This is a genomic window from Synechococcus sp. MIT S1220 (assembly GCF_047303025.1).
Lineage (GTDB): Bacteria > Cyanobacteriota > Cyanobacteriia > PCC-6307 > Cyanobiaceae > Parasynechococcus.
The window spans coordinates 1,029,709-1,056,529 of the sequence record NZ_CP138939.1 but is presented as its reverse complement, the minus strand read 5'-3'; the positions used below and the strand labels follow the sequence as shown (position 1 = coordinate 1,056,529).

Below are 26,821 nucleotides of genomic sequence, written 5' to 3'. Positions count from 1 at the left end.
CTCACCTCCAAAGCAACAAAAAACGTCCGGTTAAGCGATGAAGGTGCTGTTCGTCTGCCTTGGCAACATTTGCCGCTCTCCTGCTGCCGAGGGAGTTTTCCTTCACCTTCTTGAGGAACGCAACCTCGCTGATCAATTCGTCGTGGATTCAGCAGGGACGGGAGGCTGGCATGTCGGCAACCCTGCCGACCGGCGCATGCAGGCGGCAGCAAACCGCCGCGGGATCCAACTGCCCAGCCGTGCCCGCCAGATCAGCCTCGATGACCTTCATGATTTCGACCTGATCCTCACGATGGACTCCGACAATCTCGCGGCGGTGAAAGGGCTGGCACGAGAAGCCGGAAGCCGGTCCAAAGCCAACATTCAATCAATCCTGAGCTACGCAACCCGCTTCAGTGAAACCGAGGTCCCTGATCCGTACTACGGAGGAGACGCCGGTTTTGAACATGTAATCGATTTGCTGGAGGACGCCTGCTGCAACCTCCTCAACGAACTCAGCCCGTCGGCGTAGGCCAGGCTTCCTCGGCAACACGCATGCGGAACTGTTCCACAAGAGCTTGAATCACCGCTTCAATACTCATTCCATCGGTAACAAGCTGCATCGCATCCTCAGCCTGAACCAAGGGTGCCTCCACGCGGGTGCTATCGAGATGATCGCGTTCAGCAATCTGCTTCTCCAGGACTTGATGATCAGGCACTGGAAATCCCCGCTGCTGCAGATCAAGGGCACGGCGTCTGGCCCTTTCAGCCACCGAAGCCGTGAGAAAAACCTTCAAATCTGCGTCTGGGAAAACAGCCGTTCCGATGTCGCGACCTTCCGCCACCAACCCACCCTGCTGTCCCATCGCCTTCTGCTGACGGGTGAGCGCTTGCCGCACACAACGATGGGCGGCGACCACTGACACACAGCCGGTGACGTCCGGTGAACGAATCGCCTTGCTGACATCCTCCCCATTGACAAGGACTTGCTGCTCCCCTCCCGGCAAAGAGCAAAGCTGCACATCCAGATCGGTGAGAAGAGGCTCGATGGCGGCGGCTTCAGCGGGGTCTACACCCCTGTTCTGTACGAGCCATGTCACCGAGCGGTACATGGCACCGGTATCGAGATAAATCAGTCCCATCCGCTCAGCGAATGCCCGGGTCACCGTGCTCTTACCGGCTCCGGCTGGACCATCAATGGCGACAAGGGGCTTGCGGGACATCAGAAAAACATGGTCAATCAAGCGGGTCGAGCCACATCGCACTGCCGCGGCCAGAAGCGAAATCGCACTGTCCAGACCGCAGGGCTGCAGGCTGACAGGGTCGACTCTTTCTACATACTCAACCTCAAAGCCGGCAAAGCCCAGGTCCGTGCGAACCGCATCAACAGATTCGGCGGCCATCCTGCTGAGTAGCTGGGGGAGTGCAACGGCCCGTTGACGCTCAGCCCTCGAGAGGTAACGATTTCTGGAACTCATCGCCAAACCATCCGACTCGCGCACGGTTGGGACAGCCTGGACGGAGATTGGGAGCCCCATGCTCTGGACCATGGAGCGGAGAATCACCAGCTGCTGCCAATCTTTTTCGCCAAGGAAAAGGCAATCGGGTTGAACCAGGGCCAGGAGTCGCGACACAACGGTGGCCACGCCATCGAAATGGCCAGGACGTTGCGAACCGCAGAGATGTCGTTGCAAGGCGTCGGGTACCTGAAGGCGAAACACATTGCGAAATCCATTGGGATACAGCGCATCGACATCAGGAACCCAGACGGCTCCAACACCGCAGGATTCAGCCAGTGCAAGATCGGCATTCAGAGATCTCGGGTAGCGATCGAAGTCCTCGCCGGGCCCGAACTGCAGCGGATTGACGAAAATACTGACGAGAACTGAAGCGGAATCAGCGGAGCGAGCTGCGTGCATCAGCTGGGCATGTCCCTCATGGAGGCTGCCCATCGTTGGGACGAAATGCAGAGGGCCTGATGCATTGCTGCACCAGGCCCGGAGCTCTGAATTCGTCTTCAAAACAGAAAGTGTCAGCGCAGAATCTCCATGCGGACCTTGGCAATTCCTGAAGACGTCAATCCAAGGGAATTGGCCGCACCGTGACCGAGGTCAATGATGCGATGGTCAACAAACGGACCGCGATCGTTGATCCTGATCACGGCCGAACGACCGTTCCAGAGGTTGGTGACCCGAACTTGGGTTCCAAAGGGAAGGCTGCGGTGAGCAGCAGTCATGGTTCCGGGACGGTAAACCTCGCCACTGGCGGTGCGATTTCCATAGAAGCCGGGGCCATACCAACTGGCTTCGCCTGTAACGACACGAATCACTTGAGGTGTTTCGTTTCGCTTGGCTTTTGGCGGGTTAGGAAGAGCATGCAGTGTCTGCTGATCTGTCGAAGGCAGGGGTGTGGCTTTGGATGTCTGAGGCTGCGTTGGAGATGGGAATGCGTTTTCCGTGGATGGCGGTTCCAATCGGTCCACTGAGGTCGTGGCATAAACCATTGGATCCAATGGATCCGTTGTGTCACGAGCGTCGAAATCTGAAGCAACAACAGGAATCAACACCAGGCCGGCTGCAGCAAGACCAGGGAGGCTCAACAGAGAAAAAAGACTCGGCACAACAGGCAGCCAAGCCGCTGTTAGTTCGTGGAATGCGATCTGACAGACGGGTTGGCTTCAACGTTTCAAAGACATCCGGAAACTACGGAATGCAAACCTGCCAAGTTCACCCACTACGAGCTTGAACTCAGCACACTGAACGATCTCCGACTCTCCATTCCGTAATTCACCACAGAGATCTGAAGGGAATAGACGCAGATCATCAAAATCAGCGGGGCTGATATCTGCGAAAAGCCTCGCTAATCAAGGGCGAGACGCTCGAACAACCGGCACGTTCACGGTGCCGATGCAGGATCGAATCACTGGGAAGGTTTATGGACTACAAGACTGCGGGCGTTGACGTGGAAGCCGGAAGAGCGTTTGTCGAACGCATCCGCAGTTCTGTGGAGTCAACCCACCGGCCGGAAGTCGTGGGAGGCCTCGGCGGCTTTGGTGGCATCATGCGGCTCCCAAAGGGTTTACGCCAGCCCCTATTGATCTCCGGCACGGATGGCGTTGGCACAAAGCTGGAACTCGCCCAGGATCAACGGCAGCACCACGGCGTTGGCATTGATCTCGTGGCGATGTGCGTGAACGACGTGATCACATCCGGCGCAGCGCCGCTGTTTTTTCTGGACTACATGGCCACCGGATCACTGACGCCGGAAGCCATGGCTGAGGTGGTTGAAGGGATTGCTGCGGGATGTCGCGACAGCGGGTGCACATTGCTGGGCGGAGAAACCGCGGAAATGCCAGGGTTCTATCCGAAGGGTCGCTATGACCTGGCTGGCTTCTGCGTCGCAGTGGTGGACGAACCCGACCTGATCGATGGTCGACAAATCCAGGCCGGCGACCAGATTCTCGGCATCGCCAGCACTGGGGTGCACAGCAACGGTTACAGCCTTGTGAGACGCGTCTTGAACGCAGCGAACGCGGATGAAACGACGACCTATGGGCCCGACAGCCGCCCTTTGCTCCAGGATCTTCTTGCGCCGACAAGGCTCTACCCGTCCCTAGTGCAATCCCTGCAGAAGCAAGCGGTCGCGATTCACGGGATGGCCCATATCACTGGTGGAGGATTGCCAGAGAACCTCCCCCGCTGCTTCCCTTCAGATGTGGGTGCCTCCATCAGAAGCGAAAGCTGGAGCCGACCAGAACTGTTCAATTGGCTGCAGCATCATGGGGCGATCCCGGAAAGGGACATGTGGCACACCTTCAACCTCGGCATCGGCTTCTGCATTGTTGTGCCTGAAGAGCAGAAGCAGATCACACTGGATATCTGCAGTCAGACGGGATACCAAGCCTGGGTGATCGGAGAAATCTTCGCGAAGCAGGATGCATCGAGCCCGACCCTGCTCGGAGTCCCAACCTGAATGCATCGGATTTCAACAAAACTCTTGTTCGGAGAACGACCTAACAAGGCGTCACTTAAGATTTGACCAGCACATCGGGGCACGTCTCCGATAGCAGCGCCGATACATCCGGTTTATTCCGATGCCTTTTGATAAAAATCAACGCACCACTCGACGTCGCTCGTCTGCGGGTCCCACTCCGCCTCGACGGCCCCTCAATCCTGGCCATGGACCATCCGGTCACCGGCAGGGGCCACGGCCAACCTTTTTAACTCTGAGGGATCACGGCAAGGTTTTCGTGGCAGACATGCCCTATCTTTCTGACGGTCAGCTCGCCCATATCGGCAAGGAAGCGGAGGAAGTTTTCGTCAGTCTTGAGCGCAGAATCACAGAGTTAGAGCAGGAGACGGGACCCTCCATTCAAGATCGAGACACACTGATCAAGGCCACAACAAAACGGGATGTCACCCGGCGATTCATCCGCGCGATCCAGGAGGAACAGGAACAACGGAGAAACAACCCTGCCCTACGAGACGCAGCGGGCGAATCTCTGCCTCGAACATTTCTCGAAGTTGCCCGTCATCGGCTGCCAGGAGCCACATTCGACTCGCTTCTTCAAGAGGCTTTGACCGCCTGCGAACAACGGCAGGCACCACCCAAAGAGGAGCCGAAGCCCGACAAGGTTGTTCCACTTCGTCAAGACAACGCGAGTCTTCCCGTCGTTGTGAGTCCCGACCCTGAGGAGAACGCGGCTGGAGCTTGAATCAAGGGATCAGGCACTCTGAAATGGGTTGTTTGGCATTCGCTCGTTGCATTCGCTCCTCAACCGATCAAGGCAATCACGTTCGTGGTTAGAGAGACACCAACCCAGTGCCCCAGCCACATCCGTCGCCTGTTCAGGGGTCCTGATCCCAGGTATCGGAGTCGTTCCGTGGGATCGACACCAATTCAACGCCACCTGGACAGCTGAAACACCGCGGTCCATCGCAATGGCCTGAACACCTTCCCGCAGCTCCCTACTAGCGGGCAGAAGCCGACGATTCAGTCGTCTGCGCAGCCGCGTGGTTGATGACAGGCCTGCATCTGGAGCGGCGCAGAGAATCCCAAAAGCCAATGGGCTATAGGCCAAAACCTGAACCTCAAGCTCTCGTGCTTGAGCCAAGAGTTGACGCAGCCGTGAATCGCCTGGAGCCAGCAAAGAAAACTGAATCTGCACACTGCTCAGGCGCACCCCCCGTTGGATCAGCCTCTTGTGCATGCGAGTCAGGTTCTGAGGTCCGACGTTGGAGACACCGAGCTCCAGAACACGGCCAGCAAGCACCAGATCCGCCAAACCATCCAGCAAGGCATCCTCCTGCCAGGGCGCGTAACGGGCCGTACTCCAGTGCAATTGGACCCGCTGCATATGACCCTTCAGCCGCATTTGGCTGGCGTTGAAGGCACGATCCATCCCTCGCCGCCCAATCCGCCATGGGAAAGGTGCCAGTTTCGTCGCAACACTGGGACGGGATCGCAATGGTGGCGGCAAATCCTCGATGAACGCCCCAAGTAGTGCTTCGCTACGACCATTGAGCCGCCCCGTCCCGTAGGAGTCGGCTGTATCGATCAGGGTCAGCCCCGCTTCAATAGCGCGATGAAATGTCCTGGCCAATCCCGGATCGTCCCGGCTGGAGTCGTAGCCCCAAACCAATTGATTCCCCCAGGCCCAGGTACCAAAACCGATGCCGCTCAACCGGATGACGCCGCTGCAAGCCATGATCGTGCCACCTCCGACTCAAGCCATGCCAGGCGATCCACCAAGAGCGACTGAAGATTCCCCATCCCGGGTCCCTCTGCAGGGTGGGGAGAACGAACGCGTTCTGTGTCAGCACTGTCGCCGCACTGCCTCAAACGGCATCCGTTGTTTGGGCATGTGCGTTGCAGACAGCGACTACTGATGCACCCATCGCTTCTGCTTACTGTCTTGGGATCGGCGCTGCTCTGGATCAGCCAATCGGCCACGAACGCCAACGAAGCGCGACGATCTGCAGACCAAGACTTGAATTACGGCAGCTTCGAAACCTCGGTGCGTCGATGCAGGCTCGAACAGAACGGCACGCTCAGAACATGCAACGTTCTTCAGCTCGCCCAGCGAGGAGACACAGGGCTCCGCATTCGTTTTACGGGAGCAGGCCAAGAACCGGATACAACGATTCGATACACATTCATCACCAGACATCCCCAAACCATCCGCCCTCTCAAATGTGATCAGGGAGATTGCCAGCTGCTCGGCCACCCATGGATCGCCGAGGTGATCAGTGCATCCACTGCTCACTTCGATGCGAGGGGGCTACCGGTACAGCTGCCCCAGGCCCGAGCAATGCAGGGAGATTGCCAGTTGGCCGATCAACAAATCCGCTGCAGCAGCCGCACGAGATCTGGGCAGACACTCAACGCAGAAGCAGACCTTTGAAAGCGATCTGACACTCACATCGCATGGATGATTGGGATGAAAAAATGGAGCCTTTCTAAGATTCAATTCTCGCTATCGGGCCAGGCATCCGCTCAGTAAAGGGTCAGATAGAAATACTTTGAGAACCATCTATTCCTCCAATGTTGATTCCGTCATTCGTCGTCACCGGGTTCACAGAGCTTTCCTACGTCTAAAGCGATGCGACTCGACACATCAGCATTCCGCAGCCACGGTTGAATCATGCGGTCTCAGACACGTTCGCGCAGATCTGGGATCAACAGCATGTGATCACACTTCGATCAACACGATGACGGTTCCGAGCAACAACGATGTACGCCCATGAATCCGTTCCTTTCCGTCCTTCTCGCTGCCAATGGGCAGACGACAGCGATTCCGCTGCCAATGATTTGCAGGTTGCAAAGCGAGGAGAGTCCAGGGATTGAGGTACTTCTGAACGAGCGCACAGCCTTGTCACTGAGAGGTGAACTGACACAAGACGGGCAACGACTTGGCACATTCCAGACAGGCCAAACGAAGGGATATGTGGAGGTTTGGTGGTCATTTAATGACCGGCACGAAAGCAGCAAAGGTATTTCCGTGCTGTTCAAGGATGCTCAGCACTGGAATCCTCTCCGCCGTCAGCCGCGGCCTTCAGAAACGAACAGGATGCTGTTTGTTGGCCTGGCATCGAAACTCTGGTCCTGGAGCCATCCTGACCAGCCAGGGATCTTTAGGGGGAACCGCGACCTTCTCAAGGCTGCAGCAGGATTTTGGGCAATTTCAGACTCCTGCCTTGGCGGGAGGATCATGAAGGGGTGATTGAAATCGTAATGAGAAAAACGATCGGCATTCTTGCAACCATCTACGGCATGGGGATGTCATGCTATTTCGGCTGATGGCCACTTAGGGACAATGCGGCACTCAACGTTGCAGTGCAAGCGAATGCTCCTCAAAAGGAACTAAGACACCGCACCAATGTGTTCGCCGAGGGAGTCTGGTTTCTACTGTCCAATATGATTGTTCTTCAAGGGGTCTCCATCGCTCTTGAGACAAGAGACAGCCATGCAAAGTCAAAGAATCGACAAATGAATCGCCTTGATCGCCATACTGACGAATGGGCGAGTCGCCGAATGACACGATGGGAAAACGCCTGAACTGATCAATAGCCTCTGAGGATTTCTGTTTCGGCTTATTCAGACGGCAGTCAGAGAGGTGCTGAACGATTCAAATACATTCAAAAAGGTTTGAAAATGCTTGGCACCAAGCTCTTTGTATTCAAGTAGAAAAATCAAGAGGTGTAGTCCAAGAAACTATGTAAATTGTTGAAAAGGACCTTGCCAAATCCGAAAGGATGCTGCTCCCTTTATCTTTCTAAGCCTGCAGCACTGGATGAGAATCACTAACAACCCTGGCATCATTGTTCTCCATCCCAAGAGCATCACGGAATCCTGGCTTAGATGATCTCCGAGGAATACAACGAGGCTGCGAAGCATGACTTGGCGCACTGCTTCGAAACCTGGACGCTCACGAGCACAGATCGATGGCCACGATTCTCCAGAGAGACCTTTCTGCCTCTCGACAAGACGTGAATCTGGGAGACTCCTCAACACCAATTCAATTGATCTGATTCAACTTCCTCATGCACGCCACTGGCCTTCCGCAATGCATCGCGTACACATCAGCCTCGATCTGATGTCTTGGGGAGTCTCTCGAAGGCGGCACCCAGATTCGAACTGGGGATAAAGGATTTGCAATCCTCTGCCTTACCACTTGGCCATGCCGCCAGAGGGGACGATCCTCGCCCTCGAAAGGATGGTATCAGTCGTCGCGAAAGCACCCTGCTGGTGCTCTCCAACGGCCATGGAGAAGATCTGATCGCTTTAAAGATTCTTGAGGCAATCCATCGACAGGACCCTCTACAGACCTGCGAAGTGCTCCCTCTGGTGGGACAAGGAGGAGCCTTCCAGCAGGCGGTTCAGGAGGGATGGCTGCGTCGTGTGGGCCCACCAGCAGCGCTTCCGAGCGGGGGGTTCAGCAACCAGAGCCTGCGGGGCTTACTACGCGATCTCCTAGCCGGACTGCCCCTTCTGAGCTGGAGGCAGTGGAGAGTATTGAAACGACTAGCCAGGCAAGGACGCGTTCTCATTGCAGTAGGAGATCTGCTGCCACTGCTCATGGCCAGCAGCAGCGGCGCCCGGTTCGGTTTCGTCGGCACCCCGAAGAGCGACTACACCTGGCGCAGTGGACCTGGACGCAACCTCAGCGATGCTTATCACCGATTCAAAGGCAGTGAATGGGATCCCTGGGAATGGATGTTGATGCGGTCCCGACGCTGCCAGCTGGTGGCGATGCGCGACAACATCACCGCACGCGGACTACGCCGCCATGGAGTTCCTGCCCTTTCGCCAGGCAATCCAATGATGGATGGATTGACACGTGGGGCTGTACCAGCAGCCCTCGAGCGATGTCACAGGGTCCTGGTTCTCTGTGGGAGTCGGATGCCTGAGGCGGCGCGAAACTTCAGGCGGCTGATGGAAGGGCCAGTCCAAATGGACAGTACACAGCCCATGGCACTGCTGGTCGCGGTAGGCCAACAACCTCCGCTGACTGATCTCGAACAGACCCTCGAAACCCGTGGGTTTCGTCGCAGCCTTTCACCCTCAGATCAGCTCGGTGCGGAAGCCTGCTGGGTTCGAGGGCCCCTGCTCGTTTTAATTGGTAGGCGCTGCTTCTCCCGCTGGGCTGGCTGGGTGCACGTCGGACTGGCCACCGCAGGAACAGCCACTGAACAACTCGTGGGCCTGGGCATTCCCGCCCTGTCCCTGCCCGGCCCAGGCCCCCAGTTCAAATGGAGCTTCGCGCGACGCCAGAGCAGGCTTCTGGGTGGAGCTGTCCAACCCTGCAGGGATTCAGCCGAACTTCGCCAAAAATTGCAGGACCTCCTGCAGAACCCCCAGCTGCGGGATCGCCTTGGTCGACTCGGAAAAGCTCGAATGGGCCCGGCGGGTGGAAGTGATCGATTGGCCCGTCTGGTGCTGGATCGACTGCGTGGAAGCGGATACTGATCCTTCAGCCCCTGAGCAAATCAATTCGAATGGCCGCGATCCAGGATCACGCCTACGTGAAAATCTGCGCCGAACTGGCCAGTCTGCTGGGCATCAGCCTGGCCAGTGCACGTCGTCGCGTGGATCAGACCGCAGCCAAAGAAGGAACCAGGGATCCGATCAGACGCCGAGAACTCGCCCAGCAGATGCTTGATGAGGCCAGTCGGGATTCCGACACCAGTGAACGCCTCGATGAACTGCTGAGCAGCACAGAAGGCGACGGGAACTTCCTTCTCGAGGACTGAACAAGCATCCATCCATCCCTGAAATCAGTGCTCGAACGTTTGCGTAAAGCGCAGACTATCGAGTTCAGCCATCACAGGGATGCAACGGAAGCAACGCTCAGCAAGATCCCAGCGTCCTTCGCGTCGGAGCATCTGCTCCAGCCGTCGCCGAGCCGGAAGCAGATAGCGAACATCATTAGCAGCGTAGGCGAGCTGCGTGTCGGACAGCTCTTCAACACGCCCCCAATCACTGCTCTGGGCACCCTTATCAAGCTCAACTCCGACCAGTTCCATGACCAAGTCCTTCAGTCCATGGCGCGGGGTGTAGGTGCGGGCCAATCGGCTGCCGACCTTTGTGCAGAACACGGGGCGAACCTCGATCGAGAGTCCACTCGCCAGAGCGGCAACGTCAAAGCGGGCGTAGTGGAACACCTTCTCCACCCGATCCGCTTCGAACAGACGCTTCAGCCCTGGCGCCGCAGACTGACCGAGGCCGATGCGCACGCAGGCGACTCGATCCTCCGCATCAGCGATCTGAACGAGACAAAGACGATCGCGACCATGCACGAGACCCATCGCCTCGGTATCAACGGCCAAGGCGGGCATTCCGAGGTAGCGCTCAACCCATGCGCCATCCAGATCACCATCAAAAACAGCGAATTCGCGGGGGGATGAGGGCGATTCAGCCATACAGGGGAAGACGGGAAACAGGCCAGCAACGCCAGTGTGATCCTCAGACGCACAACTGAACCAACATTCCCTCTTGAATCTCAAAATGAGATCGCTTTTCATGGAGATAGCGTCACCGCCGCTGTGTTCTCCCGACGAAAGCCCTCGCGCACATGTCTTGCCGACATCGAACAGTACTTTCGCCAGCCGCCACCACAGTTTCTGGACTTGGAACTGGCCGTGTGCTGGGTCCTTGAGTGCCTGCTCAAGGACGACAATTACCCCTCCGGCCTTCTTCAGAAACTGATGCGAGAGGAGCCGCAGCTGCGCCTCTCGGAAACCGTGCTGCAGCAGGCCCTCGATTTTCTGGAGGAGCAGGGGTCAATCACCACTTACACCCAGCGGTGCCCCAGTCGTGGCAGGCCCCGACGGATGCTTCACCTGCTCCCGACCGCCCGAGGGGAAGCGGAGCGCCTGATGACGCCATGGCACAGCTGGGTGAATTCCCATCGATTGGTCCTGTCTTAGGCGACGACAACACCACAGGACTTCGATAGGTTCTGCCAGCGCATGTTTGAGCTCATGCCTGCGGGCTTTCAGTCCACCTTGCTGCTGACGGTCTTGCTGGCCATTGGCCTGATGTTTTTCCTCAGGGCCGCCAGCAAAGACCGCACAACGGTTGTGGATGTCCATTCCCCCCGTCCGCCCTTGGAGGTTCTCGAGGGACTAACCCAATGGCTGCAGGCTCGGGGCTGGACACGCCACGGCGGAGACGCCGACAGAAAGGTGTTGCGGTTCAGGGGGCAGGTTTCGGCCAGCCGCCCCCTGGCGGTGCTGCTCTCGTTGCTAGCCGCGATCGGGGGCAGCTGTTTCGGGCTGGTTCTACGGCAGCTGATCCCAGAACTGCATTGGTGGCCGCTTCTAATGATCAGCCTCGGACCCGTCGCTGGCTGGTTTTACACCAGGCGTGCAGCACGCAGCGAGGAGCTGGAACTCCAACTCTTGGAGACCGAACATTCCGAAGGCAGCGCTCTTCGACTTCGCGCCCACAGGGACGAACTGATCGCTATCGAACTTGATCTAGGCCAATCACTTCAGCTATCCAGCAACGGCTCCCTGCTCACCTCACCAATCTGATCACCCATGCCCCTGCCGGATTGGATGTGCCGTCGTCGGATCACGGTTCCGGCATCGATCGGCCTGTTGTCGGTGCTCGCGCTTGTCCTGGCCAATGCCGCCGAATCCCCTCTCAACTACACCCTGGCCGGGAGAAATTGGCTCATCCCTACTGAACCACCAGCACCGAAGCCGAAGACGGAGTCCTGCCCAGCCATCCGGAATCCTGACCCACTGATGGGGCCCAGGACCAGGCTTCCCGGCAACTGGAAGGGACTCGATCCGGTCTCCGCAAACCTGCCAATCGTCGTGATGGCCGGCCATGCCGATTCACAGAACATGGACGGCTCGGGGACACCGGGATACGCCGTTGACGTGCGCAACGAAAAGCCGATGGACTCCCGCATGCGGGATGAACTCTTCTGGAACTTCAAAGTGCAACAGGAAGTGGTTCGCCTCGGGCTGGAACGCGGGCTGAACATCACCGCATACACCCCGTCAGCCCTGACGATTCGTAACCACAACGATCCACGCACTAACTGGTCTCAGGCCAAACGCCGCTCTGAACGTGGAGAGTACGTGCTGGAAATCCACTTCGATGCCTACAGCCCCTATGGGTTCGGATCAGGTCTGATCCCGGCGATCAACCGTCGCCTGAACCGCGTAGATGAGAGCCTGGCCCAGGCTTTTGGACGCTTCCCGCGAAACTTTCGGGGTGGTCTTGGCGGACCACGCCGCGGAATCGGAATTCTGGAGATCGGCATGCTCCAGGGCGAACTTGAGAAACGGCTCCGCGATCCAGTAGCAAGCGATGCCACCGTGACATGCCTTGCCGAACGCGTCGTGAATGCCCTGGAACGAGGGATCAAGCCTGCGTAAGGGCCAACGCAGGCCGCCCATGCCGAATCAATTCAGGACATCAGTCAATTGACCGCATTGTGAGGACGACAACGGTCCTCAAGCGATGCATCACTCAGCCAGTCCTGAGGCTTGGTGAACAGATCAGTCAACAGTTCTTCCCGTGATCCAGGCTCAGATTTGTAGCCGTATTCCCAGCGCACGAGAGGAGGCAGCGACATCAGGATGGATTCCGTTCGGCCATTGGTCTGCAATCCGAAGATGGTTCCACGGTCCCAAACAAGATTGAATTCGACATAACGGCCGCGGCGATACAGCTGAAAATCGCGTTCGCGATCTCCGTAGCTGATCGGATGCCGCTTCTCGACGATGGGCAGATAGGCCGGCAGAAACGCCCTTCCATTCGCCTGACCGAGCGCAAACAACTGTTCCCAACCGAGGGGCCTGGCCCCTAATTGGCTGGAGGTCTGGGCCGCCAAACCCTTCGGATCCTGCCCTTTGTACAGGACGCCGTTCGAATCCTGATAGTCATAGAAAATGCCTCCAACGCCGCGGGTTTCACCGCGATGCTTCAAATAGAAATATTCGTCACACCAGGGCTTGAACACCTTGTGGAGATCTGGATGAACGGAGTCACAGGCAGCTTGGTGGGTCCGATGAAAGTGCCGTGCATCCTGAAGAAACGGGTAATAGGGCGTTAGATCAGCACCACCTCCGAACCACCAAACCGGCCCTGCTTCGAAATATCGGTAATTGAGATGGACCGTTGGGATGTAGGGATTCCGAGGATGCAAGACCATCGAGGTACCGGTTGCAAACCAGGGATGCCCCTTGGCTTCTGGCCGCTGTTTGAGAATCGAAGGGGGAAGTTCCTCTCCCTGCACCTCCGAGAAATTCACACCGCCTTGCTCAAAGACGCGCCCCTCGCGCATGACGCGCGACCGGCCACCCCCCCCCTCAGGACGTTCCCAACTCTCCTCGGCAAAACGACCTTGTCCATCAAGGGCTTCCAGTCCTGAACAGATCTCATCCTGCAAACCCATCACCATCGATCGGGCCCGTTCGCGAGATCCGCTTGGGGGTAATTCGAGGGGGGCGTTAGCAGCTTTGGCCGCCTGCTTCCCGGAGCGACCAAGAACCTGTTGAAGCAGGGTGCGAACCATGAAGCTGCAGACGATGACCTGTGAACCTAAACAGGTCAGGTGAGACACAGACAAGATCCCGTCAGGGACTGTCACGGGAGGCCACCTCTAAAATCCGGCTCGCATCAGCCCTTGACATGATCACGGAGGAGCAAGCGCGCAGCTGCCTTGAACAGGTCAAGGACAGCGGCAGTGGACGCAATGTCATTGAGCTGGGCTGGATTGATCAGGTACGCGTCGTACCTCCGCGTGTGGTTTTTCGCCTGTCCCTGCCGGGGTTTGCGCAGAAACAGCGCGACCGAATCGCGACGGAAGCGCGGGATCGACTGATCCAACTGGACAGCATCGATGACATCCAGATCGAACTGGGCCAACCAGCCAGTCAGGGGGGTATTGGCCAGGCTGGCCACGGCCAGCCTGCGGAACGCCAGGCGATTGCGGGGGTCAAACACGTCATCGCCGTCAGCAGCGGGAAAGGAGGGGTTGGCAAGAGCACGGTGGCTGTCAATCTGGCCTGTGCCATGGCCCAGCAGGGCCTGCGGGTTGGATTGCTCGATGCCGATATCTACGGGCCGAATGCCCCCACCATGCTTGGTGTGGCGGATCAAACGCCGGAGGTGCACGGCAGTGGTGACCAGCAGCAGATCGTCCCGATCGAGACCTGCGGCATCGGCATGGTGTCGATGGGACTGCTAATCGACGAGCATCAGCCGGTGATCTGGCGAGGCCCAATGCTGAACGGCATTATTCGGCAGTTCCTCTACCAAGCTGAGTGGGGTGAGCGGGATGTGCTGGTGGTGGATCTCCCTCCCGGAACCGGTGATGCCCAACTTTCTCTAGCCCAGGCCGTTCCCATGGCCGGCGTTGTCATCGTGACGACACCTCAGCAGGTTTCACTGCAAGACGCCAGACGAGGCTTGGCCATGTTCCGCCAGATGGGAATCCCCATTCTCGGTGTCGTGGAAAACATGAGCTCCTTCATCCCTCCAGACCTGCCCGATCGTCGTTACGCGCTTTTCGGTAGCGGTGGTGGCGCGCGCCTGGCCGAGGATTACGAGGTCCCTCTGCTTGCCCAGATCCCGATGGAGATGCCCGTTCAAGAAGGGGGAGACACCGGACGCCCGATTGTGATCAGTCGTCGTGATTCGGTGAGCGCCACGGAGTTCAGCAACCTGGCTGAGACTCTCAGCCAGACGATCGCCCAGACAACCTGAAGATGTTTGCCAGTCGTGGCCGCCGCAGACAAGCCCGTGAGTGGGTGCTCTGGGGGGTTCCGATCGCACTGGTGGCCCTGTCGGGCGTCCTTGTTGTAAGTACAGAACGTCAGGCCGATACCAATCTGATCTCATACCTGCAGAACGGAGATCTCCGAACCTTCTGGCAACGCACCGGCTTCGGCGCGATGCATTGGCTCACGGGAGTGGTCGGGCTGGCCATCGCTCTGATTCTTCAACGGATCCCGCTCACCAGGCTGCGGCCTCTGCTAATCCCTGTATATGGGCTAACGGTGGTGAGTCTCATCGCTGTACGACTGATTGGCACAACGGCCCTTGGCGCACAGCGGTGGATCAGCATCGGCGGGGTGCATGTGCAGCCGTCCGAATTCGCGAAAATAGCGGCCATCCTGCTGCTGGGTGCGGTTCTGTCTCGCCACCCAGCTGAGCGTCCCATCGATCTTCTACGGCCACTCGGAGTGATCTCGATTCCCTGGCTCCTTGTCTTCATCCAGCCGGATCTTGGGACATCTCTGGTCTTCGGAGCTCTGCTGCTGACGATGCTTTATTGGTCTGGAATGCCAATCGAGTGGGTCGTTTTGTTGCTGTCGCCTCTGCTGACAGCGCTGTTCTCAGGCCTTCTGCCTTGGGCAATGGCCGCCTGGATTCCGATGATGGCTGTCATCGCCTACCGATCTCTGCCGTGGAAGCGCCTGGCAGCCTTCGTCACACTTCTGGTGCATGGAGGAATGGCCCTGGTCACACCATGGCTGTGGCTGCATGGCCTCAAGGATTACCAGCGCGATCGGCTCGTCCTTTTTCTGGATCCCTCCCAAGACCCCCTCGGTGGTGGTTACCACCTGCTGCAGAGCACAGTTGGAATCGGTTCAGGGGGCTTGTTCGGCACAGGCCTGCTGCAGGGACAACTCACCAAGCTCCGTTTCATCCCGGAGCAGCACACTGATTTCATCTTCAGCGCCCTGGGGGAGGAAACAGGCTTCATTGGCTGCCTTTTCGTTGTGATCTGCTTTGCCCTGCTGATGGGCCGTTTGCTCCAGGTCGCCAGGAATGCGCGGAGTGACTTCGAAGCACTGGTTGTGATCGGAATCGGCACCATGGTGATGTTCCAGGTGGTGGTGAACATCTTCATGACGATCGGGCTCGGCCCCGTGACGGGGATCCCACTCCCATTTCTGAGCTACGGACGCTCGGCCATGATTGTGAACTTCATCTCATTGGGGCTCTGTCTCTCCGTGGTGCGCCAGAGCCGCAGCCTGATCACGGGACGTCGGTGAGCGAGAAACGCTTCCGTTTCGATCAACTGCGTCAACGTCTGGCGGAAGGGATGCCCTCAGGCCACTGTGATGAAGCTGGGGTGAGGCGGATGTGGTGGGCCGCACTGGAAACCCTGCAACAGGATGTACTCAGCCCAAACGAACAGGGGCTTTGGCTCGCGGCGCCCTTACCAGCTCTGTACGAGCCCCAACTGCTCGACACCTTGCAGGGGTGGATTTGGGCACCAGAAGATCTGGAACGGCTGGCCCCAGCGGCCGTCGCATTGCCCGGAACCGGCAGCCATGACGCCACGCTCTGCAGCGAGGCGCGTTACCGCCGACTGGTTCTCGACCCGGAGGACAGCCAGGATCCGTTTCTAATCGTGATCACGCCATCCATTCAGCTCGTCATCGGCCTCCAGGGCCGAGAGGGGCAAAGACAACTGCTGATGCGGTGTGATCCGACCACGCTGGGAGATGTTCTGGCCTTGATCGGGCGTGGCCTGCAGCAACACCATCCAGATCTCGCTGCGCAACTGCAGGAGGAGTTGCAACGGCTTGGGCCGCTCCACACCGATTCAACCCTTCCGCAGCTCTTCTGGCCTCGTCTGGCAGAGAGGCTGACAACCACGGCTCCAAGCCTCACATTTCAAACCACTGCAGGACCACCAAAAAGCAATGCTCCCGTTCGCGATGAACTCGGGCTGCTAGAGGCTCTCACCCATGAAGTCCGAACTCCCCTCGCCACGATTCGGACCTTGATCAGATCGTTGATTCGTCGTAAAGACCTGCCTGCCGTGGTGATGAAGCGCTTAAAGCAAATCGATGTGGAGTGCAGCGAGCAGATCGATCGCTTTGGGCTGATCTTTCATGCGGCAGAGCTGCAGCGAGAGCCGGGTGAGGCCAGCCTTGCGCGTACCGATCTCGAACGGATTCTCCGCTCCCTTGCCACGGGGTGGACTGAACAACTGGAGCGTCGTGGAATCGTGCTGGATCTGGATCTGGAAACACCATTGCCCCAGGTGCTCAGTGATGCACGCCGATTAGAGCCCATGCTGGGCGGACTAATTGATCGTGCCTGCCGCGGCCTACCCACTGGCAGTCGGCTGCTGCTGCTGCTGCGGGCGGCGGGAGCCAGGCTGAAGCTTCAGATCCTGGTCAAACTTCCTGGGCAGGTCATCGATGAGGCCGATGAGCAACAGGAAGAACAACAGCGAAACGCCCAGGTTGGAACCGTTCTCAGCTGGGATCCAACCACCGGCAGTCTCCAACTCAGCCAGCAGGCGACGCGTCAACTGCTGGCAAGCCTTGGCGGCCGTTACCGACAACGGCGGGATCGCAATCTCACCGTGTTCTTTCCACTGGCCTCCGAACCAGAATGAAGGGGTGTGACGGATGTAACGAGGAGGTGAAACAAGGCCACGTCACGGTGCTACTTTCCAGCCATAACGGCCCGTCTGGAGTCCTGCAGCAATGACAGAATCGGCGTTGAGCGGTCAGCTTCCTCAGTTCATCGGCAGCACCGGTGGTTTGCTGAATTCCGCTGAAACCGAAGAGAAATACGCCATTACCTGGAGCAGCAAGTCAGCTCAGGCTTTTGAGCTGCCAACAGGCGGCGCCGCGATGATGAACTCCGGCGAAAACATCATGTATTTCGCCCGCAAGGAGCAGTGCCTCGCCCTGGGCACTCAGCTCCGCACCAAGTTCAAGCCCCGGATTGAGGACTACAAGATCTATCGGATCTTCCCCGGTGGCGACACCGAATACCTCCATCCTGCAGACGGCGTCTTCCCTGAGAAGGTGAATGAAGGCAGGGAGATTGTCGGCCACAACGCCCGCCGGATTGGTCAGAACACCAATCCAGCCAACATCAAGTTCACCGGTCGCAACACCTTCGACTCCTGAATCGCGTCCATCCTGCGGAATCACCGTCGTTCCCCTCGAACGTCTTGTGAGACTGGCAGGATGCCGACATGTTCAAACTTGATCGAGCCGCCTTCAGCAAGGCAGCTACAAACGGTTCCAATCTGATACCGCTGGCCGAAAGCTGGCCAGCGGATCTTGAAACCCCATTGACCACATGGATCAAGGTTGGGGCGTCCCATCCCCCCGGCGTGCTCCTTGAATCCATCGAGGGTGGTGAGACTCTCGGTCGTTGGAGTGTGATTGCATGTGATCCTCTCTGGACGGCAACTGCGCGAGTTGAGGTTGTTGAGCGGGTCTGGAGGGATGGCCGTCGAGACAGCACGGAAGGCAATCCATTCGACGCCTTGAAGGGTTACCTCAGCTCCTATCGCTGTTCTCAGCTTGCTGGTCTTCCTCCGCTCGGTCAGCTCTACGGAATGTGGAGTTATGAATTAATCCGCTGGATTGAACCCACGGTTCCGGTCCATCCGCGCGCTCACGCAGATCCGCCGGACGGCATCTGGATGCTTATGGATGCCGTCTTGATCTTTGATCAGGTCAAGCGAGTGATCACAGCTGTGGCCTATGCAGACCTTGAGCGTGGAGCCAGTGAACAGAACTCCTGGGACACAGCCTGCGATCGGATCGCGGAATTGCGGTACCGCATGAACGAACCGCTCCCCCCCATCGCTCCACTGCCTTGGAGCCCAACACCGTGCGAACTAACGACGGTCAACAGCAATCGAAGCCGTACGGAATTCGAACATTCCGTTGAAACGGCCAGAAACCACATCGCCGCCGGTGATGTGTTTCAGCTTGTCATCAGTCAGCGACTTCAGACCCAGGTTCCTCAGCAACCGCTGGAGCTCTACCGGAGTCTGCGAATGGTGAATCCATCTCCCTACATGGCCTTCTTCGATTTCGGTGACTGGCAGCTGATCGGTTCGAGCCCTGAGGTGATGGTGAATGCGGAACCAGCTCCGGATGGCATCCGAGCTAGTCTCAGGCCGATCGCGGGAACACGACCGCGAGGAAGCACCCCTTTGGAGGACAGAGAGCTAGAAGCCGACCTTTTGGCCGATCCAAAGGAACGGGCCGAGCATGTGATGCTTGTTGATCTTGGAAGGAATGACCTCGGCAGGGTCTGTCAGCCGGGAAGTGTTCAGGTCAAGGACCTGATGGTGATTGAGAGGTACTCCCACGTGATGCACATCGTCAGCGAGGTCGAAGGCCGGCTGACGCCTGATCACGATGTCTGGGACCTGCTGAAGGCCTCCTTTCCCGCCGGAACCGTGAGTGGTGCGCCCAAGATCAGGGCGATGCAGCTCATCCATGATCTAGAGCCGGATGCCAGAGGGCCCTACTCAGGTGTGTACGGCTCAGTGGATCTCGCCGGCGCGCTAAACACAGCCATCACGATCCGAACCATGGTGGTTCAACCCGACAGCGGGGGTGGGTCGACGGTGAAGGTGCAGGCTGGTGCCGGTATCGTCGCCGACTCCAAGCCCGCTGCAGAGTTTGAAGAAACACTCAACAAAGCAAGAGGCATGCTGACTGCCCTGGCCTGCCTGAATTCATCAAAGCAATGAGCACCGCTCCGCTGCTCAAGGGCTTCGAGGTTGAACTTTTCACCGGTCGATCCTCTGGCGAAAACGTTGGTGTTTCCAGCGAAGTCATCCGGGATCTTCCCGGTTTTGTGACGGAACCTGATCGACGCAATCTCGAGTACATCACGGCTCCACTTGCCGCCTACGACCAACTGGAAGATGCACTTCTCACGCCTCGACGTGAGCTGCGTACTTGGCTGTCAGCCCGCGACCTGACGTTGTTGCCAGGCAGCACGCTGAGTTTGGGGAACCCCGAATGCTTTGAACGCTCGAACCCCAACAACCCTTATCACCAATTGATTGAAGACACCTACGGAACCAGCGTGGTGACCGCAAGCGTGCATATCAATCTTGGGCTTGAGGATCTCGAGCTTCTCTTCGCGGCCGTGAGGCTTGTGCGGTGTGAAGCCGCCTTACTGCTGGCGCTGAGCGCCAGTTCACCCTTCCTGGCAGGCAAAACAACTGGTCGCCATTCACAGCGGTGGCATCAGTTTCCCTTGACACCCAAAGAGGTGCCCCTCTTCCTCGATCATCAGCACTACATCAACTGGGTTGAGGAGCAACTCACCAGCAGTGCGATGCACAATGAGCGTCACCTCTGGACCTCAGTTCGTCCCAACGGACCGGATCGTCCTTACAACCTAAACCGTCTTGAACTCCGCATCTGTGATCTGGTGACCGATCCTGCAGAGCTGATCGCGATCACCGCATTGCTCGAACTGCGCGTCCAACTGCTGATGTTGCACCCGGAGCAATTCGACCCCCTGCGCTCCAGCAAGCTTTCAGCGGGCGAACTGCAACGACTGGCCGATTCGAACGACCAGAAAGCAGCTTCGGACAGCCTCAATGCAACGTTGAACCACTGGTCCGACGGCGCATTGATCTCCTGCAGAGACTGGATTCGTGAACTGATCCAGTCGGTTGAAGCTCTGGCTGAGTCGCAGAAGGTAGAGGAACGGCTTTCGCCCCTTGAAGGGCTTCTTGAAAACGGAAACCAGGCCATGCGTTGGCTCGAGAGTTATGCCAAGGGGCAAACGATCAGTGCCTTGCTCGCTGCGGGGACCCTCGCGATGGAGAACGAAGAGGTGGCTGCTTTGAACAAGAGCGCCGCTTTGGGATGATCATGGCCAAACATCAGTCCAGCGGAGCCTCGATGCCCGAGTCCACCGTCAACGTTCGCGAAGGCGAACAGCCCATGGCAGGTGGTGCTGACTCAGGCACAGGACGGCTCCTCCATCAGCGGCTGGAGCTGGTTGAAGAGCTGTGGCAAAACGTTCTACGCAGTGAATGTCCACCGGAGCAGAGCGAACGTCTTCTTCGGCTGAAAAAACTCACCGACCCGGTTGCACTGCAAAGCCCAGACAGCGACAGAAATACCGTCAGCGAACCGATTATCGAGCTGATCCGTGCGATGGATCTCGCTGAAGCCATCGCAGCGGCCCGTGCCTTCTCCCTCTATTTCCAACTCATCAACATCCTTGAACAGAGAATTGAAGAGGACGGCTATCTAGCGAGTCTGGTACCGAATCTCGAGCAAGGGACACTACAGAGCGGCACATTCGATCCCTTCGCTCCACCCTTAGCGAGCCAGACCGACCCCGCCACCTTCGGCGAACTCTTTGAACGGTTGAGGCGACTGAATGTTCCCCCTGGCCAGGTGGAAACTCTTCTGCAGGAACTCGATATCCGTCTGGTCTTCACCGCCCACCCAACCGAGATCGTGCGGCACACCGTGCGACACAAGCAAAGGCGGGTGGCCCATCTCCTCCAGAGGCTGCAGTCGGACCGAACCCTGACCGCACCGGAACAGGACGATCTACGCCTGCAGCTCCAGGAGGAGATCCGCCTGTGGTGGCGCACCGATGAACTCCATCAGTTCAAGCCGACGGTGCTCGATGAGGTGGACTCAACTCTGCATTACTTCCAGCAGGTGCTGTTCGACGCCATGCCCCAGATGCGGCGCCGTCTGACCTCGGCTCTGAAACGCAACTATCCCGATGTGCGCTTTCCGCAGGCAGCGTTCTGCACGTTCGGATCATGGGTTGGCTCCGATCGGGATGGCAATCCCTCTGTTACGCCCGAAATCACCTGGCAAACCGCATGTTTTCAACGCCAGCTCATGCTGGAGAGATACATCAGTTCGGTCCAGGGGCTTCGCAACCAGCTGAGCATCTCCATGCAGTGGAGCCAGGTGGCTCCAGCGTTGCTGGAGTCGCTGGAAATGGATCGTCTTCGCTTCCCGGAAATTTATGAGGAACGGGCGGCCCGCTATCGGCTGGAGCCATACCGCTTGAAGCTGAGCTATGTGCTCGAACGACTTGAGCGGACACTGCAACGCAACAACCAACTCTCCGAAGCCGGCTGGCAAACGCCCCAGGAGGCTGTTCCCCAGAACCAAGAGCGGGTTTCGGTTGGTGAGGTACTGCACTACGCCGCCATTGATGAATTCCGCAGCGATCTCGAACTGATCCGCAACAGCTTGGTGAGCACCGAGCTGAGCTGCGAGCAGCTGGACACCCTTCTGAACCAGGTGCACATCTTCGGCTTCTCATTGGCGAGTCTGGACATCCGACAAGAGAGCACCCGGCACAGCGATGCCATTGATGAGCTGAGTCGTTATCTCGAACTGCCACGGCCCTATGGAGACATGGATGAGTCCGAACGGGTGCAATGGCTCCATCGTGAGTTGCAGACGAAGCGTCCTCTGATCCCTGCAGGAGTGGTCTGGTCAGACGCAACCGCCCAGACCTTGGCTGTGTTCCGGATGCTGCAGCGCCTGCAGCAGGAGTTCGGGCAGCGCATCTGCAACTCCTATGTGATCTCGATGAGTCACACCGTGTCGGATCTGCTGGAGGTTCTCTTGCTGGCGAAGGACGCCGGCCTGGTGGACCCAACTGCCGAGCATGCATCTCTCCTCGTGGTGCCACTGTTCGAAACCGTTGAAGATCTGCAGCGTGCTCCAGAGGTGATGGAGGAGCTGTTCCAGTCCCAGAGGTACAGGAAGCTGCTCCCTGTTGTGGGCAGTCAGCGCCAGCCACTGCAAGAGCTCATGCTCGGTTATTCCGACAGCAACAAGGACTCTGGGTTTCTATCCAGCAACTGGGAAATTCATCAAGCTCAAATGGCACTTCAGGAGCTGGCAAGCCGACAGAAAATCGCTCTGCGCCTGTTTCACGGACGTGGTGGATCCGTCAGTCGCGGTGGCGGTCCTGCCTACCAGGCAATTCTGGCCCAGCCGAGCGGTACCTTGTCTGGCCGGATCAAGATCACGGAACAGGGTGAGGTGCTGGCGTCGAAATACAGCTTGCCTGAACTGGCGCTCTACAACCTGGAGACCATGACCACAGCTGTCGTTCAGAACAGCTTGGTGACCAACCAACTGGATGCGACACCGAGCTGGAACCAGCTGATGAGCCGACTGGCGAGCCGGTCCCGCGAGCACTACCGGGCCCTGGTGCACGACAACCCGGACTTGGTTGCGTTCTTCCAGCAGGTCACACCGATTGAAGAAATCAGCAAGTTGCAGATTTCCAGCAGGCCTGCAAGACGCAAAACAGGTGCGAAGGATCTCTCCAGCCTTCGGGCCATCCCCTGGGTTTTTGGTTGGACTCAAAGTCGGTTTCTTCTTCCCAGCTGGTTCGGAGTGGGGACCGCGCTGGCTTCGGAGGTGAATGCTGATCCAGAACAGCTTGACCTGCTCAAGCGATTGCATCAGCGCTGGCCGTTCTTCCGAATGTTGATCTCCAAAGTGGAGATGACTCTCTCCAAGGTTGATCTGGAGCTCGCCCACCATTACACGATCAGCCTTGGTTCACCCCAGAACCGAGACGCGTTCGAGCGCATTTTTGGCGCGATTGCAGACGAATATGAATTGACCCGTTCTCTAGTGCTGGCGATTACCGGGCAATCACGGCTCCTCGGTGCCGACCGGGCACTTCAACTTTCGGTTGATCTACGCAACAGAACGATTGTTCCGCTTGGATTCCTGCAGGTTGCTCTTCTGCTGCGGCTCCGTGATCAGAACCGACAGCCCCCGATGAGCGAAACACCTGGGATGGAAGAGGACCGTCGCACCTACAGCCGCAGCGAACTGCTGCGGGGAGCTTTGCTCACCCTGAACGGCATCGCGGCAGGCATGCGGAACACGGGTTGAAACCGCTTTGCTTCCCTTTTTCCAACAACCCGTGGTGCCGCGTCTACCGAGTGGTTACGTGCTTGAAACAACAGCAGTGCCAACCGCTGCTGCCCTCAATCATCTGCTCGCATCCTGCGAGGAGAGCACCCATCCAGAGCAGCATTGGGAACGTGCCCTCGAGTCCAGCCTCTGGCAGCTCAGCATCATTGAGGAATCCAGCGGAGAACTGGTGGGATTCGTCCGCGCCACGAGTGATCTCGCACTGAATGCGAACCTCTGGAATCTGTCGGCCCGTCCCGGACCGGATCAACAACAACTGTTTACGGTTCTCGTCCATCGCGCCCTGCACATTCTGAGGAGAGACCTACCGGGGTGCAGCTTGTCGGTTTCAGCACCAAGCATTGCCATTGCAGCTCTAGAAACCAATGGTTTCGTGATCGACCCAGGCGGAATCAGAGCGATGGGGCTTCAACTCAAGTCACCCAAAACCTCGGAGTGAGTCACGAGCATGGAGGGACTCGAACCCCCGACCCTCAGAACCGGAATCTGATGCTCTATCCAACTGAGCTACATGCCCACTGATCGGCTCAAAGCCGCAGTGGAAGTTCGGCTTCTCAGCCGTCCCACAAGAGGTACCTTAACCAAAAGCCGCCCAAGGACCCATCCAGCTTCAGCAGCTGACTGTGCAGGGGTTCCGGAATCAGTCCCTTCTTTCGCTGACGATCACCCAGCCGAGACTTCTGGTCATCGGCCCCAATGGCATCGGCAAGTCGAATGTGCTTGAAGCGGTGGAAGTGCTGGGCACCTTGCGGTCCCATCGTTGCAGCCATGATCGTGATCTGATTCAGTGGCAGTCCGACCGGGCCATGCTCCGTGCCTCAGTCGGCGACGGTGATCAGCTGGAACTGGAACTGCGCCGTTCCGGAGGACGACTCGCCCGTCGAAATGGGAAGGCGCTGGAACGCCAGCATGACCTCATCGGCCCACTGCGGTGTGTCGGATTCAGCGCACTGGACCTTGATCTGGTGCGAGGCGAACCGGCTCTCCGGAGGCAATGGCTTGATCGCGTCGTGTTGCAGCTCGAACCGGTCTATTCCGATCTGATCAGTCGTTATGGCCGCCTGCTGCGACAGCGAAGTCAGATATGGCGCCGTTTCGGCAACTATGGGATCGAGGAGCGGGGTTCCCTGCTCGATGCCTTCGACATGCAGATGGCGCTGGTGAGCACTCGAATTCATCGCCGGCGCCTGCGTGCTCTCAACCATCTCGAACCGATCGCCCAGCGGTGGCAGAGTCATCTGAGCCGCGGCCACGAAAAGCTTGAGCTGAGCTACAGACCCGGCAGCAAACTGGACGCCAACGAAGCCGAAGAACCCTGGCGACTCTTGATCGAAGAACAACTTAAAAAGCAACGCCCCGAGGAAGAACGTCTCGGTAGCTGCCGGGTTGGTCCGCATCGGGATGAGGTTGCTTTCCTGCTCGGGGGAAGTGCAGCCCGGAGGTTTGGTTCGGCAGGTCAGCAGAGAACACTGGTGCTAGCGCTGAAGCTGGCTGAACTGGAGCTGGTTAGCCAACGCTGCAGCGATCCTCCGTTGCTCCTGCTAGATGATGTGCTGGCTGAGCTCGACCCAGATCGCCAGCAGCTGCTTCTCGAGGCAGTCGGGCACTCTCACCAGTGCCTGATCAGCGCCACCCACCTCAACGCATTTGAAGGCGGTTGGCGTCAGCACGCCCAAATTCTGGGTGCAAGAGAACTGAGTCCAGAATTGAATGTCGGATAAGGTGCATGGGCTTTTTTTCGCAGTTGATGAAGCAGAGCCTCACTGACTTGCATCCCAACCCGGGATGGCGAGGCACTGAATCCGGCCATCCCGACTCAGACTTGACCACCGCGGCCACCGACATGGTGGGAAAGCACTGCATCCTCGAGCTCTACGACTGCGATCCAAACAAGCTGAACGACGAAGCTTTTCTCAGGACCACCATCACAAACGCTGCAAAACGTGCTGGTGCAACCCTTCTGAACCTGATCACCCATCGGTTCGAACCCCAAGGCGTCACCGGTCTTGCACTCCTCGCGGAGTCCCACATCTCGATTCACACCTGGCCTGAAAACGGCTATGCCGCAGTGGATGTTTTCACCTGTGGCGATCACACCATGCCTGAGCAGGCCTGCAAGGTGATGCGTGATGAGCTGCAGGCCGGCCGGCATGCACTCCGTAGTTTCCTGCGGGAGACACCGGCCTCGGTAGGCAGCGAACCACGAACGCCAACACCACTGTCTCTTTCGATCTGAACGACCGGAGGGGTCGTCTCAGGGGCGGTTCAACTTGCCACTCACCAACCCCTCCAGGTCCATGCTCACCGAGGTGAAGCCGAATGCACGGATCTCGTCCACCAACGGCTCCCTCTCTGCCAGGGCAAACAGATCGCCGATCCGGTCTTGCGGGACCTCCAACCGGGCCGCCAACCCCTGGCAGCGAACTCGCACCCGCTCAAAACCCCGTGCGATCAACCAGGCCTCCGCAGCCCCCACACGCCTAAGCCGCTCTGCAGTGATTCCTTCACCGTAGGGGAAGCGAGATGCCAGACAAGGCTGAGCAGGCTTGTCCCACCAAGGAAATCCCAACGCCCGCGAAAGGGCACGGATGCTGTTTTTGCCGATCCTCAGTTCCGCCAGCGGTGATCGAACTCCCCGCTCTTGAGCCGCCTTAATACCTGGACGGTGATCACCGAGATCATCGAGATTGACGCCATCCATCACCTGCGCACCCCCGGCTTCGAGAACAATTTCTGAAAGCTGGGTGTGCAGTTCTCGCTTACAGGCGTAACAACGGTCCTTCGGGTTGCTTGTGTAATCGGGGTCGGTAAGTTCCCGGGTCGCGCATTCCCGATGGGGGATTCCGATCCAACGCGCCTGTGTTCGCGCTTCTTCCAGCAGATGAGGGGCAAGAGCTGGTGAAACACCCGTTACTGCAAAAGCACAATCACCCTGCTGTTCAAAAGCAATCGCTGCCACAAGTGTGCTGTCTACCCCACCGGAATAAGCAACGCATGTGGGGTGGTTTGCAGCCATGAACTGCCGCAGGCTGAGAAGCAGATCCTCATCCTTTGGCGTGAGCGCCTCCTGCAGCCGAAACATCGTTGGGTGAAACGGAATGATCTAGTTAGGCTCCAAAGGTAAGAGCTGC

28 protein-coding genes and 2 tRNA genes are annotated in these 26,821 nt (G+C 58.1%); 22 read left to right on the top strand and 8 right to left on the bottom strand.

The features are described from left to right. Positions 1-37: 37 nt before the first annotated feature. Positions 38-511, top strand: a complete 474-nt coding sequence (locus SIB64_RS05025) for a low molecular weight protein-tyrosine-phosphatase (RefSeq protein WP_413442195.1) — start codon at positions 38-40, stop codon at positions 509-511. Here the strand turns inward: SIB64_RS05025 and SIB64_RS05020 are convergent. Then, positions 495-2,000: a bifunctional pantoate--beta-alanine ligase/(d)CMP kinase gene (locus SIB64_RS05020; RefSeq protein WP_413442194.1), complete on the bottom strand. Its 1,506-nt coding sequence runs from the start codon at positions 1,998-2,000 to the stop codon at positions 495-497. The two genes, SIB64_RS05025 and SIB64_RS05020, sit on opposite strands and share 17 nt — an antisense overlap. 11 nt (positions 2,001-2,011) lie before the next feature. Further along, a complete protein-coding gene (locus SIB64_RS05015) occupies positions 2,012-2,581 on the bottom strand; it encodes a septal ring lytic transglycosylase RlpA family protein (RefSeq protein WP_413442880.1) in 570 nt (189 codons plus the stop codon). 332 nt (positions 2,582-2,913) lie between these two features. Between SIB64_RS05015 and purM the strand changes: the two genes are divergently transcribed. Together purM and SIB64_RS05005 are read left to right on the top strand one after the other, a co-directional pair. Further along, a complete protein-coding gene (gene purM / locus SIB64_RS05010; protein WP_413442193.1) occupies positions 2,914-3,951 on the top strand; it encodes a phosphoribosylformylglycinamidine cyclo-ligase in 1,038 nt (345 codons plus the stop codon). Between the two features lie 121 nt (positions 3,952-4,072). Then, positions 4,073-4,693 (top strand): histidine phosphotransferase, encoded by a 621-nt coding sequence (locus SIB64_RS05005; RefSeq protein ID WP_413442192.1) that lies wholly within the window; start codon positions 4,073-4,075, stop codon positions 4,691-4,693. A 9-nt stretch (positions 4,694-4,702) separates the two neighbouring features. On the opposite strand, the gene SIB64_RS05000 is transcribed toward SIB64_RS05005, so the two are convergent. Then, entirely contained in the window at positions 4,703-5,686 is a 984-nt protein-coding gene (locus tag SIB64_RS05000) for an aldo/keto reductase (RefSeq protein WP_413442191.1), read from the bottom strand. On the opposite strand from SIB64_RS05000, the gene SIB64_RS04995 reads away from it, so the two are divergent. The 4 genes from SIB64_RS04995 to SIB64_RS04980 all read left to right on the top strand — a co-directional run bounded on the left by SIB64_RS04995 (position 5,685) and on the right by SIB64_RS04980 (position 7,971). Further along, positions 5,685-5,867, top strand: coding sequence for a hypothetical protein (locus tag SIB64_RS04995; RefSeq protein ID WP_413442190.1), 183 nt, complete (start codon positions 5,685-5,687; stop codon positions 5,865-5,867). The two genes, SIB64_RS05000 and SIB64_RS04995, sit on opposite strands and share 2 nt — an antisense overlap. Further along, a complete protein-coding gene (locus SIB64_RS04990) occupies positions 5,867-6,382 on the top strand; it encodes a hypothetical protein (protein ID WP_413442189.1) in 516 nt (171 codons plus the stop codon). Before SIB64_RS04995 ends, SIB64_RS04990 begins: the two co-directional genes overlap by 1 nt. Before the next feature lie 339 nt (positions 6,383-6,721). After that, positions 6,722-7,201: a hypothetical protein gene (locus SIB64_RS04985; RefSeq protein ID WP_413442188.1), complete on the top strand. Its 480-nt coding sequence runs from the start codon at positions 6,722-6,724 to the stop codon at positions 7,199-7,201. 638 nt (positions 7,202-7,839) lie between these two features. Beyond that, positions 7,840-7,971, top strand: coding sequence for a hypothetical protein (locus SIB64_RS04980; RefSeq protein ID WP_413442187.1), 132 nt, complete (start codon positions 7,840-7,842; stop codon positions 7,969-7,971). Between the two features lie 124 nt (positions 7,972-8,095). Here the strand turns inward: SIB64_RS04980 and SIB64_RS04975 are convergent. Then, positions 8,096-8,166 (bottom strand) — tRNA-Cys (locus SIB64_RS04975). A gap of 54 nt (positions 8,167-8,220) precedes the next feature. On the opposite strand from SIB64_RS04975, the gene SIB64_RS04970 reads away from it, so the two are divergent. After that, positions 8,221-9,447: a lipid-A-disaccharide synthase-related protein gene (locus SIB64_RS04970; RefSeq protein ID WP_413442879.1), complete on the top strand. Its 1,227-nt coding sequence runs from the start codon at positions 8,221-8,223 to the stop codon at positions 9,445-9,447. A 29-nt stretch (positions 9,448-9,476) separates the two neighbouring features. After that, positions 9,477-9,731 (top strand): hypothetical protein, encoded by a 255-nt coding sequence (locus tag SIB64_RS04965; RefSeq protein WP_413442186.1) that lies wholly within the window; start codon positions 9,477-9,479, stop codon positions 9,729-9,731. Between the two features lie 24 nt (positions 9,732-9,755). Here SIB64_RS04965 and SIB64_RS04960 read toward each other — a convergent pair whose 3' ends face one another. After that, positions 9,756-10,400 (bottom strand): ribonuclease D, encoded by a 645-nt coding sequence (locus SIB64_RS04960; RefSeq protein ID WP_413442185.1) that lies wholly within the window; start codon positions 10,398-10,400, stop codon positions 9,756-9,758. A gap of 123 nt (positions 10,401-10,523) precedes the next feature. Here SIB64_RS04960 and SIB64_RS04955 point away from each other — a divergent pair, with 123 nt between their 5' ends. The 3 genes from SIB64_RS04955 to SIB64_RS04945 are packed head-to-tail and all read left to right on the top strand — an operon-like array spanning position 10,524 to position 12,374. Then, positions 10,524-10,907, top strand: a complete 384-nt coding sequence (locus tag SIB64_RS04955; RefSeq protein ID WP_413442184.1) for a Pex protein — start codon at positions 10,524-10,526, stop codon at positions 10,905-10,907. A 54-nt stretch (positions 10,908-10,961) separates the two neighbouring features. Next, a complete protein-coding gene (locus tag SIB64_RS04950) occupies positions 10,962-11,516 on the top strand; it encodes a cofactor assembly of complex C subunit B (RefSeq protein ID WP_413442183.1) in 555 nt (184 codons plus the stop codon). Between the two features lie 6 nt (positions 11,517-11,522). After that, positions 11,523-12,374, top strand: coding sequence for an N-acetylmuramoyl-L-alanine amidase (locus SIB64_RS04945; RefSeq protein ID WP_413442182.1), 852 nt, complete (start codon positions 11,523-11,525; stop codon positions 12,372-12,374). Between the two features lie 44 nt (positions 12,375-12,418). On the opposite strand, the gene hemF is transcribed toward SIB64_RS04945, so the two are convergent. After that, positions 12,419-13,516, bottom strand: coding sequence for an oxygen-dependent coproporphyrinogen oxidase (hemF, locus tag SIB64_RS04940; RefSeq protein WP_413442181.1), 1,098 nt, complete (start codon positions 13,514-13,516; stop codon positions 12,419-12,421). Between the two features lie 116 nt (positions 13,517-13,632). On the opposite strand from hemF, the gene SIB64_RS04935 reads away from it, so the two are divergent. The 8 genes from SIB64_RS04935 (at position 13,633) to SIB64_RS04900 (ending at position 24,129) form a co-directional block, all read left to right on the top strand. Continuing rightward, positions 13,633-14,709, top strand: a complete 1,077-nt coding sequence (locus tag SIB64_RS04935; RefSeq protein WP_413442180.1) for an Mrp/NBP35 family ATP-binding protein — start codon at positions 13,633-13,635, stop codon at positions 14,707-14,709. A 2-nt stretch (positions 14,710-14,711) separates the two neighbouring features. Beyond that, positions 14,712-16,004, top strand: a complete 1,293-nt coding sequence (gene rodA, locus SIB64_RS04930) for a rod shape-determining protein RodA (protein ID WP_413442179.1) — start codon at positions 14,712-14,714, stop codon at positions 16,002-16,004. Between the two features lie 50 nt (positions 16,005-16,054). Beyond that, positions 16,055-17,365 carry a sensor histidine kinase gene (locus tag SIB64_RS04925; protein ID WP_413442878.1) on the top strand — a complete coding sequence of 437 codons (1,311 nt, stop codon included), beginning with the start codon at positions 16,055-16,057 and terminating at the stop codon, positions 17,363-17,365. A 91-nt stretch (positions 17,366-17,456) separates the two neighbouring features. After that, complete coding sequence (locus SIB64_RS04920; RefSeq protein ID WP_413442178.1) at positions 17,457-17,888, top strand: photosystem I reaction center subunit II PsaD; 432 nt, start codon at positions 17,457-17,459, stop codon at positions 17,886-17,888. A 68-nt stretch (positions 17,889-17,956) separates the two neighbouring features. Beyond that, positions 17,957-19,477: an anthranilate synthase component I family protein gene (locus SIB64_RS04915; protein WP_413442177.1), complete on the top strand. Its 1,521-nt coding sequence runs from the start codon at positions 17,957-17,959 to the stop codon at positions 19,475-19,477. Further along, a complete protein-coding gene (gene gshA / locus SIB64_RS04910) occupies positions 19,474-20,616 on the top strand; it encodes a glutamate--cysteine ligase (protein ID WP_413442176.1) in 1,143 nt (380 codons plus the stop codon). The genes SIB64_RS04915 and gshA overlap by 4 nt, the downstream gene beginning before the upstream one ends. Positions 20,617-20,648: 32 nt before the next feature. Then, positions 20,649-23,648, top strand: coding sequence for a phosphoenolpyruvate carboxylase (ppc, locus tag SIB64_RS04905; RefSeq protein WP_413442877.1), 3,000 nt, complete (start codon positions 20,649-20,651; stop codon positions 23,646-23,648). 7 nt (positions 23,649-23,655) lie between these two features. After that, positions 23,656-24,129, top strand: coding sequence for an N-acetyltransferase (locus tag SIB64_RS04900; RefSeq protein ID WP_413442175.1), 474 nt, complete (start codon positions 23,656-23,658; stop codon positions 24,127-24,129). 4 nt (positions 24,130-24,133) lie between these two features. Here the strand turns inward: SIB64_RS04900 and SIB64_RS04895 are convergent. Then, a tRNA-Arg gene (locus SIB64_RS04895) sits at positions 24,134-24,207 on the bottom strand. Positions 24,208-24,313: 106 nt separating this feature from the next. Between SIB64_RS04895 and recF the strand changes: the two genes are divergently transcribed. Both recF and speD read left to right on the top strand, forming a co-directional pair. Next, a complete protein-coding gene (gene recF, locus SIB64_RS04890) occupies positions 24,314-25,411 on the top strand; it encodes a DNA replication/repair protein RecF (RefSeq protein ID WP_413442174.1) in 1,098 nt (365 codons plus the stop codon). A 26-nt stretch (positions 25,412-25,437) separates the two neighbouring features. After that, entirely contained in the window at positions 25,438-25,926 is a 489-nt protein-coding gene (gene speD / locus SIB64_RS04885) for an adenosylmethionine decarboxylase (RefSeq protein WP_413442876.1), read from the top strand. Positions 25,927-25,944: 18 nt separating this feature from the next. On the opposite strand, the gene larE is transcribed toward speD, so the two are convergent. Next, complete coding sequence (gene larE / locus SIB64_RS04880) at positions 25,945-26,772, bottom strand: ATP-dependent sacrificial sulfur transferase LarE (RefSeq protein ID WP_413442173.1); 828 nt, start codon at positions 26,770-26,772, stop codon at positions 25,945-25,947. Positions 26,773-26,821: the final 49 nt, after the last annotated feature.

Coding starts and splice junctions, on each gene's coding strand:
- SIB64_RS04950 (WP_413442183.1), top strand. CDS start 10,962: ATGCCTGCGGGCTTTCAGTCCACCTTGCTGCTGACGGTCTTGCTGGCC.
- SIB64_RS04920 (WP_413442178.1), top strand. CDS start 17,457: ATGACAGAATCGGCGTTGAGCGGTCAGCTTCCTCAGTTCATCGGCAGC.
- ppc (WP_413442877.1), top strand. CDS start 20,649: ATGCCCGAGTCCACCGTCAACGTTCGCGAAGGCGAACAGCCCATGGCA.
- larE (WP_413442173.1), bottom strand. CDS start 26,772: ATGTTTCGGCTGCAGGAGGCGCTCACGCCAAAGGATGAGGATCTGCTT.
- SIB64_RS04985 (WP_413442188.1), top strand. CDS start 6,722: ATGAATCCGTTCCTTTCCGTCCTTCTCGCTGCCAATGGGCAGACGACA.
- SIB64_RS04915 (WP_413442177.1), top strand. CDS start 17,957: ATGTTCAAACTTGATCGAGCCGCCTTCAGCAAGGCAGCTACAAACGGT.
- SIB64_RS05000 (WP_413442191.1), bottom strand. CDS start 5,686: ATGGCTTGCAGCGGCGTCATCCGGTTGAGCGGCATCGGTTTTGGTACC.
- SIB64_RS05025 (WP_413442195.1), top strand. CDS start 38: ATGAAGGTGCTGTTCGTCTGCCTTGGCAACATTTGCCGCTCTCCTGCT.
- speD (WP_413442876.1), top strand. CDS start 25,438: ATGAAGCAGAGCCTCACTGACTTGCATCCCAACCCGGGATGGCGAGGC.
- SIB64_RS04965 (WP_413442186.1), top strand. CDS start 9,477: ATGGCCGCGATCCAGGATCACGCCTACGTGAAAATCTGCGCCGAACTG.
- SIB64_RS04990 (WP_413442189.1), top strand. CDS start 5,867: ATGCACCCATCGCTTCTGCTTACTGTCTTGGGATCGGCGCTGCTCTGG.
- hemF (WP_413442181.1), bottom strand. CDS start 13,516: ATGGTTCGCACCCTGCTTCAACAGGTTCTTGGTCGCTCCGGGAAGCAG.
- SIB64_RS04995 (WP_413442190.1), top strand. CDS start 5,685: ATGATCGTGCCACCTCCGACTCAAGCCATGCCAGGCGATCCACCAAGA.
- SIB64_RS04925 (WP_413442878.1), top strand. CDS start 16,055: ATGCCCTCAGGCCACTGTGATGAAGCTGGGGTGAGGCGGATGTGGTGG.
- gshA (WP_413442176.1), top strand. CDS start 19,474: ATGAGCACCGCTCCGCTGCTCAAGGGCTTCGAGGTTGAACTTTTCACC.
- SIB64_RS04935 (WP_413442180.1), top strand. CDS start 13,633: ATGATCACGGAGGAGCAAGCGCGCAGCTGCCTTGAACAGGTCAAGGAC.
- SIB64_RS04980 (WP_413442187.1), top strand. CDS start 7,840: ATGATCTCCGAGGAATACAACGAGGCTGCGAAGCATGACTTGGCGCAC.
- rodA (WP_413442179.1), top strand. CDS start 14,712: ATGTTTGCCAGTCGTGGCCGCCGCAGACAAGCCCGTGAGTGGGTGCTC.
- SIB64_RS04960 (WP_413442185.1), bottom strand. CDS start 10,400: ATGGCTGAATCGCCCTCATCCCCCCGCGAATTCGCTGTTTTTGATGGT.
- purM (WP_413442193.1), top strand. CDS start 2,914: ATGGACTACAAGACTGCGGGCGTTGACGTGGAAGCCGGAAGAGCGTTT.
- SIB64_RS04945 (WP_413442182.1), top strand. CDS start 11,523: ATGCCCCTGCCGGATTGGATGTGCCGTCGTCGGATCACGGTTCCGGCA.
- SIB64_RS05005 (WP_413442192.1), top strand. CDS start 4,073: ATGCCTTTTGATAAAAATCAACGCACCACTCGACGTCGCTCGTCTGCG.